General features: G+C 67.6%; 10 protein-coding genes and 1 riboswitch. Of the genes, 8 read left to right on the top strand and 2 right to left on the bottom strand.

What is annotated here, in order from left to right:
• Positions 1–63: 63 nt before the first annotated feature.
• Both ACFTSA_RS17275 and ACFTSA_RS17280 read left to right on the top strand, forming a co-directional pair.
• Positions 64–438 carry a DUF488 domain-containing protein gene (locus ACFTSA_RS17275; protein WP_377952830.1) on the top strand — a complete coding sequence of 125 codons (375 nt, stop codon included), beginning with the start codon at positions 64–66 and terminating at the stop codon, positions 436–438.
• A 60-nt stretch (positions 439–498) separates the two neighbouring features.
• Complete coding sequence (locus ACFTSA_RS17280; RefSeq protein ID WP_377952832.1) at positions 499–1,278, top strand: SDR family oxidoreductase; 780 nt, start codon at positions 499–501, stop codon at positions 1,276–1,278.
• Between the two features lies 1 nt (position 1,279).
• On the opposite strand, the gene ACFTSA_RS17285 is transcribed toward ACFTSA_RS17280, so the two are convergent.
• Positions 1,280–2,368: an endonuclease/exonuclease/phosphatase family protein gene (locus ACFTSA_RS17285; protein WP_377952833.1), complete on the bottom strand. Its 1,089-nt coding sequence runs from the start codon at positions 2,366–2,368 to the stop codon at positions 1,280–1,282.
• 349 nt (positions 2,369–2,717) lie between these two features.
• Here ACFTSA_RS17285 and ileS point away from each other — a divergent pair, with 349 nt between their 5' ends.
• The 4 genes from ileS to ndk are packed head-to-tail and all read left to right on the top strand — an operon-like array spanning position 2,718 to position 8,394.
• Complete coding sequence (gene ileS / locus ACFTSA_RS17290; RefSeq protein ID WP_377952835.1) at positions 2,718–6,047, top strand: isoleucine--tRNA ligase; 3,330 nt, start codon at positions 2,718–2,720, stop codon at positions 6,045–6,047.
• A gap of 3 nt (positions 6,048–6,050) precedes the next feature.
• Positions 6,051–7,412 carry a bifunctional folylpolyglutamate synthase/dihydrofolate synthase gene (locus tag ACFTSA_RS17295; RefSeq protein WP_377952836.1) on the top strand — a complete coding sequence of 454 codons (1,362 nt, stop codon included), beginning with the start codon at positions 6,051–6,053 and terminating at the stop codon, positions 7,410–7,412.
• A complete protein-coding gene (locus ACFTSA_RS17300) occupies positions 7,412–7,933 on the top strand; it encodes a DUF4233 domain-containing protein (protein WP_377952837.1) in 522 nt (173 codons plus the stop codon). The genes ACFTSA_RS17295 and ACFTSA_RS17300 overlap by 1 nt, the downstream gene beginning before the upstream one ends.
• Before the next feature lie 41 nt (positions 7,934–7,974).
• Positions 7,975–8,394 (top strand): nucleoside-diphosphate kinase, encoded by a 420-nt coding sequence (gene ndk / locus ACFTSA_RS17305; RefSeq protein ID WP_003803412.1) that lies wholly within the window; start codon positions 7,975–7,977, stop codon positions 8,392–8,394.
• A 91-nt stretch (positions 8,395–8,485) separates the two neighbouring features.
• On the opposite strand, the gene ACFTSA_RS17310 is transcribed toward ndk, so the two are convergent.
• A complete protein-coding gene (locus tag ACFTSA_RS17310; RefSeq protein ID WP_377952839.1) occupies positions 8,486–9,169 on the bottom strand; it encodes a vitamin K epoxide reductase family protein in 684 nt (227 codons plus the stop codon).
• A gap of 456 nt (positions 9,170–9,625) precedes the next feature.
• On the opposite strand from ACFTSA_RS17310, the gene ACFTSA_RS17315 reads away from it, so the two are divergent.
• Together ACFTSA_RS17315 and ACFTSA_RS17320 are read left to right on the top strand one after the other, a co-directional pair.
• Positions 9,626–12,991 (top strand): Rne/Rng family ribonuclease, encoded by a 3,366-nt coding sequence (locus tag ACFTSA_RS17315; protein ID WP_377952840.1) that lies wholly within the window; start codon positions 9,626–9,628, stop codon positions 12,989–12,991.
• 176 nt (positions 12,992–13,167) lie between these two features.
• A riboswitch (TPP riboswitch) is annotated at positions 13,168–13,264 on the top strand.
• Positions 13,247–14,842 carry a bifunctional hydroxymethylpyrimidine kinase/phosphomethylpyrimidine kinase gene (locus ACFTSA_RS17320; RefSeq protein ID WP_377952841.1) on the top strand — a complete coding sequence of 532 codons (1,596 nt, stop codon included), beginning with the start codon at positions 13,247–13,249 and terminating at the stop codon, positions 14,840–14,842. (Overlaps the previous riboswitch by 18 nt.)
• Positions 14,843–14,880 lie beyond the last annotated feature (38 nt).

The following is a 14,880-nucleotide window of genomic DNA, read 5'->3' on the forward strand; positions in this document are numbered from 1 at the left end:
GGGCAGTTGTTTCCTGCCCGGCGGCGGGCGCCGCCGCGGGACGAGCGGAGTAGCATGCGGGCTATGGCGAAAGCAGGCGCTTCTTTTGCGATCAAACGCATCTATGAGGAACCCGTTGACGACGACGGCTGCCGGGTCCTGGTGGACAGGCTCTGGCCGCGCGGGGTCAGTAAGGAACGGGCCCGGCTGGACCTGTGGCTCAAGGAGATTGCGCCGTCGCCGCCGCTGCGCAAGGAGTTCGCCCACATGCAGGAGCGGTTCGAGGACTTCCGTGCCCAGTATGAGGAAGAGCTGGCGGGCAACGCTGCGGTGGACCAGCTCCGCGAGCTGGCGGCACAGCAGGGAAAAGTGACGCTGCTCTACGCGGCCCGGGATCCTGAGGTGAACCACGCCAGGGTGCTGCTGGAATTCCTGGCAGCTGTTGCTCCGGGAAAGTGACGGCTTGGGCGGAGGTAAGAATTGGACAGGGGCGCGAACCGTTGGCGCTAGGGTGGTGCCATGACTGAGGTTTCCGCAAGCTCCAACGTGTCAACCAGCAAATCAGCCCTCGTGACGGGCGCCAGCTCCGGCATTGGCGAAGCCACCGTGCGCGCGCTCCGGGCCGACGGCTGGACCGTGTACGCCGTCGCCCGCCGCCAGGAACGACTGGCCGCACTGCAGGCCGAGACCGGCGCCGTTGCCCTCGCCGCCGATATTTCCGAGGATGCGGACGTCGCACACCTCCTGGCTGACGTGACCTCCAGCGGCGGGATCGACACGCTGGTCAACATCGCCGGCGGCGCCCGCGGCGCGGACCGTGTGGGCCAGGCCGTGACAGAGGACTGGGAGTGGATGTACCGCGTGAACGTCCTTGGCACCATGAAGCTCACCCGCGCCTTTCTGCCGATGCTGCGCGAACACGGCGAGGGCACCGTCCTGAACCTGACCTCCACGGCCGGGCTGGATGCCTACGAAGGCGGCGGCGGCTACAACGCCGCCAAGTTCGCCCAGCATGCCCTCACCGGGGCGCTCCGGCTGGAAGAGGCAGATCACAACGTCCGGGTCATCGAGGTCGCGCCCGGCCTGGTCCAGACCGAGGAATTCGCCCTCAACCGGCTCGGTGACGCGGAATCGGCCGGCCGGGTGTACCAGGGCGTGGAGAAGCCGCTTACGGCCGAGGACGTGGCCGATGTTGTGCGCTACGCCGTGAGCGCGCCGCACCACGTGAACCTTGACCAGATCGTCATCCGCCCGGTGGCGCAGGCCTCAACCTTCAAGCTGATCCGCAAACAGGCCTGAGCTAACCGTCCACCGGGACGGCCAGCGTGGCAGTCACCGCCGCGTGGTCCGTCCCGGCAACGCGGTGCACGGCATAGCCCGACGCCGGAATGCGCGGACTGGTGATCACGTGGTCGATGGTGATGCCGGGCAGTGCCTGGCCGTCCATTGGCCACGTGGGCGTGAACCGCGCCCCGGATGCCGTTCCGACATCCACCAGCTTCCGGCCACCCGGGCCGCCGTCGAGCAGGTTGCGGAACTCCGCGTGGTCATAGGTGGCGTTGAAGTCCCCAAGCAGCAGCTGGTTGGCCTGGCCGACGGCACCGTTTCGGGCCACCAGCCGGCCCAGTGATGCGAGGTCGCTGCGCCACTGCCCGACGCGGACATCCACCGGCGGGAAGGTGTGCACGTTGGTGACCTCGAGCGTGGCCGCTGCATGGCCGGCGCCCGCACTGCCGGCACCCGCAACGGGCAGGGTAAGCCGGAAGGTCGGCATCTGGAACGGGGTGTCGGGAATCAGCCCGACGGCTTCGAACGGGTGTCTTGAGTAGGTTGCGGTGCCGGAGCCGTTTTCGGCGGGACTGCTGATCCTGTGGGGCAGGAGGCTCCCCAGCCCCTCGGCGGCCAGCCGGTCCTCCACCGCCTGCGTGTGCTCCTGGATGGCGAGCAGTTCCACGCGGTTGTCCCGGACCAGCCGGACGATCTCCGCGGCATCGGCCTTGCCGAAGCGGGAATTGATGGTCATCACCGTCAGCGGAACGCTGCTGCCGAAACCGGACGGGCCCGCCTCCGCCTGCCCGGCCTCCGCCCGACCGGCGTCCGTTTGTCCCGCGTCAGCCTGCCCTGCGTCGGGGGCCCAGAGCCAGAACAGCTGCGCACCGAGAAGCAGTGCGGCAGCGGCCGTGACCGGGAGACGCCGCCCCAGCAGCGCCAGGAGAAAGGCCGTCCCCGCGGGAATCACCAGCCACGGGGTGAAGGACAGCAGCTGGACCACCTGTGTGGGCCACTCCGCCGGAACGGCACGGAACAGTGAAAGCACGGTGACCGGCAGGAGGATGCAGAGCGCCAGCAGCAGCCAGACGGTTTGCGCGCGGCGGGCCGAAGCAGTCATGGATCGAGTCTAGGCCGGGGCTGCCGCATGGTTATGGCCGCCGCCGCAGCAGCAGTTAGACTGGAGCCAACAGCTTTGACCCGGCCATCACCGGTGAGCTTCCGGAAGAACACCCGGCCCGCGCGGCGGACAACCGACCGCGGGACGAGGCCAGTAGAACCGGACGGGTAAGCCCGTCACAGCAGCAATGAGCGGCCGCCGTCGAACTCCCTTGGGGTTGGGCAGCGGTAAGTGAGGTGGTACCGCGGTGCCGAGGTGTTTTATCCAACGCTGTTGGATGATCGCCCATGCGCCGTCCTCGCATCCTGAATGATCCACTTGTTCACCAGCTCAACCCAGGATGTTCGAGATGACGTATTACCCCAAGGCCTCAGCAGCCCCGTCCGGTCAGGGCTCCTCCGCAGGAGTCTCCGCCTCCGTGAAGTTCCCGGAGATCGAGGAACGGATCCTCAAGTACTGGGACCAGGACGGCACCTTCCAGGCCAGCATCGACCAGCGCAGCGCCGACCTTCCCGGCGGCGCCCCCGGCAGCAACGAATTCGTCTTCTACGACGGCCCGCCCTTCGCCAACGGCCTGCCGCACTACGGCCACCTGCTGACCGGCTACGCCAAGGACCTGGTGGGCCGCTACCAGACACAGCGCGGCAAGCGCGTTGAACGCCGCTTCGGCTGGGACACCCACGGCCTGCCCGCCGAGCTGGAAGCCATGAAGCAGCTGGGCATGACGGACAAGACCCAGATCGAGGCCATGGGCATCGACAAGTTCAACGATGCCTGCCGCGCCTCCGTGATGAAGTACGCCAACGAGTGGCAGGCGTACGTCACCCGCCAGGCCCGCTGGGTGGACTTCGACAACGACTACAAGACGCTCAACGTCGAGTACATGGAGTCCGTGCTCTGGGCCTTCAAGCAGCTGCACGAGAAGGGCCTGACCTACAACGGCTACCGCGTGCTGCCGTACTGCTGGAAGGACGAGACGCCGCTGTCCAACCATGAGCTGCGCATGGACGACGACGTCTACAAGAACCGCCAGGACCAGACCGTCACCGTGACCTTCCCGGTCAAGGCCGGGGAGTCGGAACTGTCCAGGCAGCTTGCCGGTGTGCAGGCGCTGGCCTGGACCACCACGCCCTGGACGCTGCCCACCAACCTGGCGCTCGCCGTCGGGCCTGCCATCAGCTACGCCGTGCTGCCCGCCGGGCCGAACGGCGTGAAGGCCGCCTCGGCGGAAGCGCCCGTCACCGGAAGCTTCCTGCTCGCCGAAGACCTGCTGGGCACCTATGCAAAAGACCTGGGCTACGACGACGCCGCTGCCGCGGGTGCCGCCGTGGTCTCCACCCACACCGGCGCCGAGCTCGAAGGACTCACCTACGAGCCGCTGTGGCACGACTTCGCCGACACGGAAAAGTACGGCACCCAGAACGCCTGGCAGTTCCTCGTGGCGGACTACGTCACCACCACCGACGGCACCGGCATCGTCCACCAGGCACCCGCCTACGGTGAGGACGACCAGAAGGTCTGTGAGGAGGCCGGCATCCCCGTGGTCCTCTCCGTGGACGAGGGTGCCAAGTTCCTGCACCTTTTCGCCCACGGCGACCTGCACGACATCGTCGGCCTCCAGGTCTTCGACGCCAACAAGCCCATCACCCAGGTGCTCCGCGCCCAGGGCCGCCTGGTCCGCCAGGCCAGCTACGAGCACAGCTACCCGCACTGCTGGCGCTGCCGCAACCCCCTGATCTACCGTGCCGTCTCCTCCTGGTACGTGGAGGTCACCAAGTTCCGCGACCGGATGTCCGAACTGAACCAGGAGATCAACTGGATCCCCGGCAACGTCAAGGACGGCCAGTTCGGCAAGTGGCTCGCCAACGCCCGCGACTGGTCCATCAGCCGCAACCGCTACTGGGGCAGCCCCATCCCGGTGTGGCAGTCCAGCGATCCCGAGTACCCGCGCACCGACGTGTACGGCTCACTCGCGGACATCGAGGCCGACTTCGGCCGGCTGCCGCTGAACAAGGACGGCCAGGTTGACCTGCACCGGCCGTTCATCGACGAGCTGACCCGGCCCAACCCGGACGACCCCCGCACCCCCGAAGAGGGCCAGTCCGTCATGCGCCGCGTGGAGGACGTGCTGGATGTCTGGTTCGACTCAGGCTCCATGCCCTACGGCCAGGTGCACTACCCGTTCGAAAACGAGGCCTGGTTCGACACCCACAACCCGGCCGACTTCATCGTGGAGTACATCGGACAGACCCGCGGCTGGTTCTACATGCTGCACATCCTGTCCACCGCGCTGTTTGACCGCCCCGCCTTCCGGAACGTCATCAGCCACGGCATCGTGCTGGGCTCTGATGGGCAGAAGATGTCCAAGAGCCTGCGCAACTACCCGGACGTGTCCGAGGTCCTGGACCGCGACGGTTCCGATGCCATGCGCTGGTTCCTCATGTCCAGCCCCATCCTGCGCGGCGGCAACCTCGTGGTCACCGAGCAGGGCATCCGCGACGGCGTCCGTCAGGTCATCCTGCCGCTGTGGAACGTGTACAGCTTCTTCACGCTGTACACGAATGCAGCGGCCGGCGGTGCGGGCTACGACGCGCAACTGCGGTACGACGGCTACACGGACACGCTGGACCAGTACCTGCTGGCCAACACCGGCGACCTCGTCCGCAACATGACCGCCCAGCTGGACGCCTACGACATCTCAGGCGCCTGCGACGAACTCCGCAGCTACCTGGACATGCTCACCAACTGGTACGTCCGCCGCAGCCGCCAGCGCTTCTTCGACGAGAACGCCGACGCCTTCGACGCCCTGTACACAGCCCTGGAAGCCGTGTGCCGCGTCGCCGCCCCGCTGCTGCCGCTTGTATCCGAGGAGATCTGGCGCGGCCTCACAGGCGGGCGCTCCGTGCACCTCGCCGACTGGCCGGACCCCGAGCTGTTCCCCTCCAACGCAGCCCTGGTACAGGCGATGGACCGCGTGCAGCAGATCTGCTCCACCGGCTCCTCGCTGCGGAAGGCCGCCAACCTGCGTGTCCGCCTGCCGCTGCAGGAACTCACCGTGGTGGCACCCGGCGCGGACGCGCTGGAAGGCTTTGCCGCCGTTGTCGCCGACGAACTGAACCTGCGCTCGGTCCGCCTGCTGGATGCCGCCAGCGCCTCGCCGGAGGAGTTCGGCATCGAGCAGAAGCTCGTGGTCAATGCCCGCGCCGCCGGTCCGCGCCTCGGCAAAAACGTGCAGCTGGCCATCAAGGGTTCCAAGTCCGGCGACTGGTCAGTCTCCGACGCCGGTGTGGTCACCGCGGGCGGCCTTGAGCTGGAACCGCAGGAATACACGCTGGAAACGGTCGTGGCAGAGTCCGACGGCGGTTCGGCAATTGCGTCTTCTGCTGCCGCGGTATTGCCCACCGGCGGTTTCGTGGTCCTGAACACCGAAGTCACCCCCGAACTCGAGGCCGAAGGCCTCGCCCGTGACATGGTCCGGGCCATCCAGCAGGCCCGCAAGGACGCCGCGCTGAACGTGAGCGACCGGATCCGGACCACGGTGAACGCCGCGCAGAACGTCATCGACGCCCTGCTGGCGAACGCCGAACTGGTGAAGACCGAAACGCTGACGCTCGAGCTGGAGGCTTTGCCGGCGGACGCCGCGGAACCGCGCATCACTGTCGAAAAAGTGGGGGCCTGAGAGATGACCGACGAATTCTCCGTGGAGAGCGTCTACGCCGAACTGCTGGGCCGGGCGCCGGAAAACAAGATGGAGCCCCGGCTTGCGCCGCTGTTCCGCGCCATGGACGTGCTGGGGGAGCCGAACAAGGCCTACCCGATCATCCACATCACCGGCACCAACGGCAAAACCTCGACGGCCCGGATGATCGAGGCGGGCCTGCGCGCCCACGGCCTCAGCACCGGCCGCTACACCAGCCCGCACCTGTCCAAGGTGACGGAGCGGATCAGCCTGGACGGCGCGCCCGTGTCCGACGAGACGTTCGTGCGCATCTGGGACGAGATCCGCCCGTACCTGCAGATCGTCGACGACGAACTCACCGCCGAGGGCCAGCCCCGGTTGACGTACTTCGAGTGCCTCACCATCCTGGCCTTCGCCGTGTTCGCCGACCAGCCGGTCAATGTCGCCATCATGGAGGTGGGCCTCGGCGGCATCACCGACGCCACCAACGTCGGCGACGGCCAGGTTTCCGTGGTGACACCCATCTCGCTGGACCACACCGACCTGCTGGGAGACACCACCGAGGACATCGCCTACGAGAAGGCCGGCATCATCAAGCCCGGCGGCTTCCTCGTCAGCGCAGCCCAGCCCCTGGACGCCGCCCAGGTACTGCTGGAGAAGGCCAAAGAGGTGCAGGTGCCGTTCCGCTTCGAAGGGGTGGAGTTCGGCGTCGAATCCCGGCAGGTCGCGGTCGGCGGCCAGGTGGTGACGGTCCAGGGCATCGCCGGACGCTACCCCGACCTCATGGTTCCGCTGCACGGTGCCCACCAGGCCGAGAACGCGGCCGTGGCCGTGGCCGCGCTGGAGGCATTCCTTGGCGGCGGCGAGAAGGAGCTGTCCCTGGAAGTCCTGCAGGAGGCCTTCGCCACCGTCTCATCCCCGGGCCGACTGGAAGTCCTGCGCACAGCACCGACCATCATCGTCGACGCCGCGCACAACCCGGATGGCATCCGCGCCTCAGCCGAGGCCATCCAGGAGGCCTTCAGCTTCAGCAAGCTGGTAGTGGTGGTGGGGGTGCTCAAGGAGAAGGACGCAGAGGAGATCCTGCGCCAGCTCAAGGAGTCACTGGGCGACCTCGCGGAGGAATTCTGCTTCACCCAGTCCAATTCCCCGCGGGCGGTGCCGGCAGCGGAACTGGCGGAGCTCGCCGTCGACCTCGGCTTTGGCGAGGAAAACGTGCACATCGCCGAGAAGCTGGACGACGCGCTGGAGTGGGCCGTTGAGCGCGCCGAAGCGAATGACGACCTCGCCGGCGGTGTGCTGGTGACCGGCTCCATCACGCTGGTGGCGGACGCCCGCATCCTGCTTGGAAAGGCGGCCGCCTGATGGCGCGGCTCACCAAGGCCCAGCGCGAATGGCGCCCCGGCATGCCCAAGAAGCGGCGGTCCACCAAGGTCATGTTCGCCTCGACGGTCCTGCTGCTGGAGGCCTTCGTGGTCTTCTTCGCGACCCTGGCGGTGTTCGGTCTGCGCCGCGCCGAAATCTCCCCGGCGCTGATCCTCACCGTGGGCATCGGGCTGAGCGTTGTGCTGATCCTCGCCTGCGCCGTGCTGTCCAAGCCGTGGGGCGTGGGGCTGGGCTGGGTTCTTCAGCTGGTGCTCATTCTCACCGGCTTCGCCGAACCCATGATGTTCCTCGTGGGCGCGCTGTTCGCCCTCGCCTGGTGGTACGGCATCCGGGCGGGAATCCGCATCGACCGCGAATCGTCCCAACGGGAACGCGAGCAGGCCGAATGGGATGCCGCGCACGCGGCCGCGGGCAATGAAGCCGCCGGCAATGAAGTTGCCGGCACTGAAGGCGCAGGCACCGAAGGCACTGGCACCCAAGGCAACGGCCAGACCCCGTAGACTTACCGTCGAAACCCACAACCAACCTCATTGGAGCAACTGTGAGCATTGAGCGCACCCTTGTCCTGATCAAGCCGGACGGCGTCACCCGCAACCTGACGGGCGAAATCCTCAAGAGGATCGAAGCCAAGGGCTACACCCTGGCCGAACTCAAGAAGACCAACGCCAGCCGGGAACTGCTCGAGCAGCACTACGAGGAGCACGTCGGCAAGCCGTTCTACGAGCCGCTCGTGGAGTTCATGCTCAGCGGCCCCGTGGTCGCGGCCATCTTCGAAGGCCACCGTGTCATCGAAGGCTTCCGCTCGCTGGCGGGCACCACCGATCCCACGACGGCGGCCCCCGGCACCATCCGCGGCGACTTCGGCCGCGACTGGGGCCTGAAGGTCCAGCAGAACCTGGTCCACGGCTCGGACTCTGTGGACTCGGCCGAGCGCGAAATCAAGATCTGGTTCCAGGCCTGAACCTCCCGCAGGTTAAGCGCGAACTGGCAGGTAATGCCCCCAAAAGTTGGTTTTGAGGGCGTCACCTGCCAGTTCGCGCTTTTTCTTTGGCTTAGAACCCCGAGGTGCCGGCGAACACCTGGATGAAAGCGAAGAAGATCGTGGCGATCACGGCCACGTAGAGCAGTGCCGAGATGATCCAGCCGGAGTCGCCCAGGATCCGGGCCAGGCGTGCCGGCGCCGGAATCACGCCGTGGACGACGTTCCGCACTGTGACCCAGACGAAGAGCGGAATCATTGCTGCCCAGACAATCATGCAGAACGGGCACAGGATGCGGATGGAGTACAGAGCCTGGGACCACAGCCACACCACGAAGATGAAGCCGAGGGTGATGCCGGCCTGCAGCCCAAGCCAGTACCAGCGGGCGAACCGGGCGCCGGCAAGCAGCGCCATACCCGCGGTGGTGGTGATGGCGAAGGCAACAATTCCGATGAACATGTTCGGGAAGCCGAAGACTGAACTCTGCCACGTCTGCATGACCTGCCCGCAGGAAATCCAGGGGTTTACATCGCAGACGGTGGCGTGGTTGGGATCCTTGAGGACCTCAAGTTTTTCCAGCACCAGGATGCCGGAGGCCAGCCAGCCCACAATGCCGGTGATGACCAGCAGCCAGCCGAAGGGGCGGTCGCGTGTCATGGCCGGTACGGCGGCAGCGGCCGAAGCCGATGCCAGCCCGGCACCGTCCTGGCGATCCTGTTCATAGTCCGTGCCCGTGGGGGGCGAAGTGCGTGGCATGGATGGCGTCCTTTGTCTGGGGTGCTCCTGCCCAGATTGTATCGCCGCCAGCTTGAGCCAGCCTGTACCCGCGGCCCACGGCCGTATTGACCGGCTTTGTCACACAATTACAGCGTATTTGAACGGCAATATGAGAGAATGAACGTGGCTGGAGCGCGAACCACATTCGAACTCCAGTCCGGTGGCTTGTTCCCAAGACCGCCAATGAGCAGTGGTGCAGGCTTCGGAAAGAAGATCCAGCCTCCCACCCTCCATTGGACGGCACCTGGTTGTGGTTGTCAGAAACAACGGGTTCCAGTAACAAGCCCGCCGGCCTGTCAGGCCTGCCGCACCCCACTGCCGGTGCGAGCCTGCTGGTATCCAATTGACTTCTGTCAATGCCTGCGGGTTTTGACAATATGTGCCCCAATGGGTGCCGAATGTGGCGGCATGTCAGGGGCAGGAGTGTTGCCACATATGGATAATGACCAGGTTATAGCCGACAATGTTGAACCGGCTGCCGCCGGCGAAGCCGCCGCCGAGGCTCCCAAGAAAACCACCAGGACCCGGCGCAAGGCCACGCCCCAGGCCAAAGCGGCGGACGCGGAGTCCGTTACGCCGGAGCCCCCGGAAACCCTGACCTCGGAACGCGCAGTATCTGAAACCGCAGCGCCTGAGTTGGCCGCCGAGGAGGCAGAAGCACCGGCCAAGGCTCCGGTCCGCCGGACCCGCGCCCGGAAGAAGGTCGCCGAAGAGCCGCTGCCCGCCCTTGCCGAAGGTGCCGGGGCGGAAGTCGGCGTGCCGGAGGCCAGTGTGCCGGAAGGTGCGCAGGCGGCCGCCATAGAGCCGGCCGCTGAGGCAGCCGCCGTTCCGGATGCGGCCGAGCAGGCCACTGAGGAACCGGCCGCCGAGTCCAAGCCGGTGCGCCGCCGCCGGACAACCAAGGCGAAAGCCGCCGAGCCGGCTGAAAGCCCTGCAGAGTCCGAGGAATCTGCGGAGGCACCCGCCGCCGTCGCTGCCACCGAGTTGCCGTCCGGCGGCCAGCCCGAAGTTCCCACCGAAGCGGCTGCGGCACCTGCCGCCTCCCCGGCCCCTCTAGCTGCCCCGGCGCCTGCATCCGACGCAGCCCCCGCCGAACCCGCGGCTGCACAGGAAGCCGCTGCCGAGGAAGCTGCTGCCGAGGAAGAGGCCGAAGTAGAGCCCGCGGGTCAGTCACCCCTGGGATCGCTTTTCCTGGAGCCGGCATCAGTTACGTCGATCATCTTCCAGGCCCCTGACCTGAACACCGTGGTCCGTCCTGCCGCTCCCGCCAAAGAGGACGCGGTTGCCGAGGAGGGCGAGGACGAGCTTGAGGATGAGGGCGGCCGGCGCCGGCGGCGCAGCCGCGGACGCCGCGGCCGCAGCCGGACCGACCGTGAGATCACCGACGGCGATGAGGAAACGGACGTTTCCGAGGAAGCCCTCGAAGACGAAGGTGGGCAGCCGGACGACGGCGTGACGTCCCGCCGTCGCCGTCGCCGCCGCCGCGGTGACCAGGACCTGGAACTGACCGGCGGGGGAGAAGACGATCCCCCCAACACGGTCACCCGCGTCCGCGCCCCCCGGGCCATCAGCGAGGCGCCGGCGAGCAACCGGGTGACCAGCGTCAAGGGATCCACCCGCCTGGAGGCCAAGAAACAGCGCCGCCGCGAATCGCGGGACACCGGCCGCCGCCGCACCGTCATCACCGAGGCCGAGTTCCTGGCCCGCCGGGAATCGGTGGACCGGCAGATGATCGTCCGCCAGCGCGACGACAGAATCCAGATCGGTGTCCTGGAGGACGGCGTACTGGCGGAGCACTTCGTCTCCAAGACGCAGCAGGACTCCCTGATCGGCAACGTCTACCTGGGCAAGGTCCAGAATGTCCTGCCGTCGATGGAAGCTGCCTTCGTGGACATCGGACGCGGCCGCAACGCCGTGCTGTACGCCGGTGAAGTCAACTGGGACGCAGCCACCCTCGAGGGCAAGCAGCGCCGGATCGAGAACGCGCTCAAGTCCGGCGACTCCGTCCTGGTCCAGGTCACCAAGGACCCGGTGGGGCACAAGGGTGCGCGGCTCACCAGCCAGATCTCCCTGCCCGGCCGGTACCTCGTGTACGTCCCTGGCGGCTCCATGACCGGCATCTCCCGCAAGCTGCCCGACGTCGAACGCAACCGCCTGAAGCGCATCCTCAAGGACCGGCTTCCCGAGGACGCGGGCGTCATTGTGCGCACGGCCGCTGAAGGCGCCTCCGAGGAGGAACTGACCCACGACATCAACCGCCTCCGTGCCCAGTGGGAGGGGATCGAGAGCCAGGCGAAGTCCACCAAGGTCCTCGCCCCTGAGCTGCTCTACGGCGAGCCGGACCTGACCATCAAGGTTGTGCGTGACGTCTTCAACGAGGACTTCTCCAAGCTGATCGTCTCCGGCGACGAGGCGTGGGACACCATCGAGGCGTACGTCACCTACGTTGCCCCGGACCTGGTGGGCCGGCTCGAAAAGTGGACCAAGGACGAGGACATTTTCTCTGCCTGGCGAATTGATGAGCAGATCCATAAGGCACTGGACCGCAAGGTCTTCCTGCCGTCCGGCGGCTCGCTGGTCATCGACCGGACCGAGGCCATGACGGTGGTCGACGTCAACACCGGCAAGTTCACCGGCAGCGGCGGCAACCTCGAAGAGACTGTCACCAAGAACAACCTTGAGGCAGCCGAGGAAGTTGTCCGCCAGCTGCGCCTGCGCGACATCGGCGGCATCATCGTCATCGACTTCATCGACATGGTGCTGGAGTCCAACCGCGATCTGGTCCTGCGCCGCCTGGTGGAATGCCTGGGCCGCGACCGGACCAAGCACCAGGTGGCCGAAGTGACGTCCCTGGGGCTCGTGCAGATGACGCGCAAGCGCATGGGCACCGGCCTCCTGGAAGTCTTCGGCGAGCAGTGCGAGGCATGTGCCGGCCGGGGCGTCGTCACCCATGACGAGCCGGTGGAACACCGCCGCGCCAACACCGTGGCCGCGGAGCACCACGTGCACCGTGCCGAGGTCCAGCCGCCTGCCCGGTCAGAGCGGAAGCGACGCCGGGGCAAGGGCGGGCAGCCGTCCTCCGAGACTGCTCCGGCCGCCCCTGCTGCGCCGCACCACCCGGAACCGTCGGAAGCTGAACGCCATGCCAAGGCTGAAGCGACCCGTGCTGCCCTCGCCAACATCGCGGCAGCGGCCCACGCGGCGCATCTGCACGAGGAAGCGGCCCACAGTGCCGCAGCATCGGGTGAGGCCGCCCGGCCTGCCGCACCCGCGGCCGCCGCACCGGAAAGCCCGGTGGTGCACCGCGCTCCGGAGACTGAGAGCGTCTCCGGACGGCCCGGCGCAGTGCTCACCTTTGGCGGGGAAAAGGTCGTTCTCCCGTTTGTTGATCACAGCGACGAGCCGGCCAGGGAAACGCCGGCCCTGACGCTGGATCGGTTGGAGGAAGCCTTCGCGCACCTTGGTGCTCCGGTTGCCCCCGCCGAAGAGGAGGCTCCGGAGGAGGTTCCCGCGGCGGTCCGGCAGGAAATCCAGCAGCCGGCGGCAGGACAGCCGGTGGAGAGCCCCGCTGCGCCGTCCCGCAGCCGCCGTCCGCGCCGTAACCGCAGTGCCAGCCGCGCCCAGGGGGCAGCCAACGAGACATCCGTGGAACACCACGAGGTTTCGCCGGCTGCTGCCGCCGGACACTCGCACGAGGCCAAGGCGCCGGAAGCGGGCAATGCGCAGGCGGCCAAGCCGGCTCCGCAGGCAGCCAGTGAACCGATCATTCTGGGCGTCGGGGTACCCGCCTCGGAACTGTAGGACGAACAGGTCCCGGGCCGACAGGCTCCAGGCTGACTGACCTCCGAGCCCACGGGTTAAGGCCCGGTACCGCGGTTGCGGTGCCGGGCCTTTCTGGTTCCGTCCTGTTTGGCGCCGGACAGCCTGACGCAGACGGCATAATTCCGTGCCCGGCGCCGGTCCACACGCTAGGCTGGAGCACTGACACGGGGTGCCGCGCACGGGCCGGCTGAGATTCAAACCCGTTGAACCTGTCCGGTTAGCACCGGCGAAGGGATGTCTTCTTTGCCATCAACATCGTCATCAGCATCACTCCTGCCCGCACCCGCGGCTGCCGCCGGCTCCCTCAGGGAAACCGCGGCCCTGGCCGCTCCGACCTCCCGCGACGTTCCGCGGGTCCTGGCCATCGCCGGCTCGGACCCATCCGGCGGCGCAGGCATCCAGGCGGACCTGAAAAGCATCGCGGCCCACGGCGGGTACGGGATGGCCGCAATAACCGCCCTCACCGCCCAGAACACCACCGGCGTGCGGGGCGTGCATGTTCCGCCGGCTTCCTTCCTGTCAGCGCAACTCGACGCGGTCAGCGACGACATCCACGTGGACGCCGTGAAGATCGGCATGCTGGGCGATGCGCAGGTGATTGCCGCGGTCCGCAGCTGGCTCGAAGAGGTGCGGCCCGGCGTCGTGGTCCTGGATCCGGTGATGGTGGCCACCAGTGGTGACCGGCTCCTGCAGGAGTCTGCGGAGACAGCCCTCCGGAAGCTGCTGCCGCTGGCGCACCTGATCACCCCCAACCTTCCCGAGCTGGCCATGCTGCTCGGCGAGCCTGAAGCGGCCGACTGGGCCGTTGCCCTTGAGCAGGGCAGGCGGCTCGCGGACCAGACCGGCGCCACGGTCCTCGTCAAGGGCGGCCACCTGAACGGCTCAACCTGCCCGGATGCCCTCGTGAACACGGCCGGGCTGCTGTCGGCAGAGGTGGTGGAGGTTGCGGGCGAGCGGATCAGCACGCGGAACAGCCATGGCACCGGGTGTTCGCTCTCCTCGGCCATGGCCACGGCCCAGGCGCGCCTGGGCGACTGGGAGGCGTCACTGCGGGCGGTCAAGCCCTGGCTGGCCGGGGCCCTTCGCACGTCCGGGCAGCTGGTAGTCGGCGCCGGCAACGGACCGATCAACCACTTCCACCACCTGGCCCGGACAGGCAGTACTGCCACGCCCGAACGCAAGGGCGGGTTCGCGCAGCTGTTGCGCGCCGAGACTGTTGCCGACCTGGAAGCCATCTATGGCCTCGGGTTCATCCGCGGGCTGGCCGATGGAACCCTGATGGAGAAGGAATTCGCGTACTACCTCGCGCAGGATGCCATCTACCTCAACGGCTACTCCCGTGTCCTGGCCCGGGCCAGTGCGCTGGCGCCAACCGAGTCCGAGCAGCTGTTCTGGGCACGTTCCGCCCAGCAGTGCCTGGAAGTTGAATCCGAGCTGCACCGCAACTGGCTCAGCACGCGCACCGTGCAGACGGAGCTGGGCCCGGTCACGAAGGCCTACGTAGACCATCTGGTGGCGGCCTCGGCCGGCGGCAGCTACGCGGTGCTGGTGGCCGCGGTCCTGCCCTGCTTCTGGCTGTACGCCGAGGTGGGGGAGACCCTGCACGCCGAATATGTGGCTGCCGGCGCGCCCGGTGGGCACCCGTACGCCGAGTGGCTGCGGACGTACGCCGACGAGGACTTCGCTGCCGCCACCCAGCGGGCGATCGAAATCGCCGACGCCGCCGGCCGGGCCGCGTCCGCGGCAGAGCGCGAAGCGATGATCACCGCCTTCCGGCACTCCTGCCGGTACGAGGTGGAATTCTTCGACGCGCCGGGCCGCCACAGCTGAGCGGAAACGTGCGCCGCGCCCGGTATGATGGCAGCGCA

This window comes from Arthrobacter sp. NPDC057013 (genome assembly GCF_042674585.1).
In the GTDB taxonomy this organism is placed as follows: Bacteria; Actinomycetota; Actinomycetes; order Actinomycetales; family Micrococcaceae; genus Arthrobacter.

Bases quoted from the DNA above. Each gene is read 5' to 3' on its own strand.
- ACFTSA_RS17275 (WP_377952830.1), top strand. From the start codon at position 64: ATGGCGAAAGCAGGCGCTTCTTTTGCGATCAAACGCATCTATGAGGAA.
- ACFTSA_RS17280 (WP_377952832.1), top strand. From the start codon at position 499: ATGACTGAGGTTTCCGCAAGCTCCAACGTGTCAACCAGCAAATCAGCC.
- ACFTSA_RS17285 (WP_377952833.1), bottom strand. From the start codon at position 2,368: ATGACTGCTTCGGCCCGCCGCGCGCAAACCGTCTGGCTGCTGCTGGCG.
- ileS (WP_377952835.1), top strand. From the start codon at position 2,718: ATGACGTATTACCCCAAGGCCTCAGCAGCCCCGTCCGGTCAGGGCTCC.
- ACFTSA_RS17295 (WP_377952836.1), top strand. From the start codon at position 6,051: ATGACCGACGAATTCTCCGTGGAGAGCGTCTACGCCGAACTGCTGGGC.
- ACFTSA_RS17300 (WP_377952837.1), top strand. From the start codon at position 7,412: ATGGCGCGGCTCACCAAGGCCCAGCGCGAATGGCGCCCCGGCATGCCC.
- ACFTSA_RS17310 (WP_377952839.1), bottom strand. From the start codon at position 9,169: ATGCCACGCACTTCGCCCCCCACGGGCACGGACTATGAACAGGATCGC.
- ACFTSA_RS17315 (WP_377952840.1), top strand. From the start codon at position 9,626: ATGGATAATGACCAGGTTATAGCCGACAATGTTGAACCGGCTGCCGCC.
- ACFTSA_RS17320 (WP_377952841.1), top strand. From the start codon at position 13,247: ATGTCTTCTTTGCCATCAACATCGTCATCAGCATCACTCCTGCCCGCA.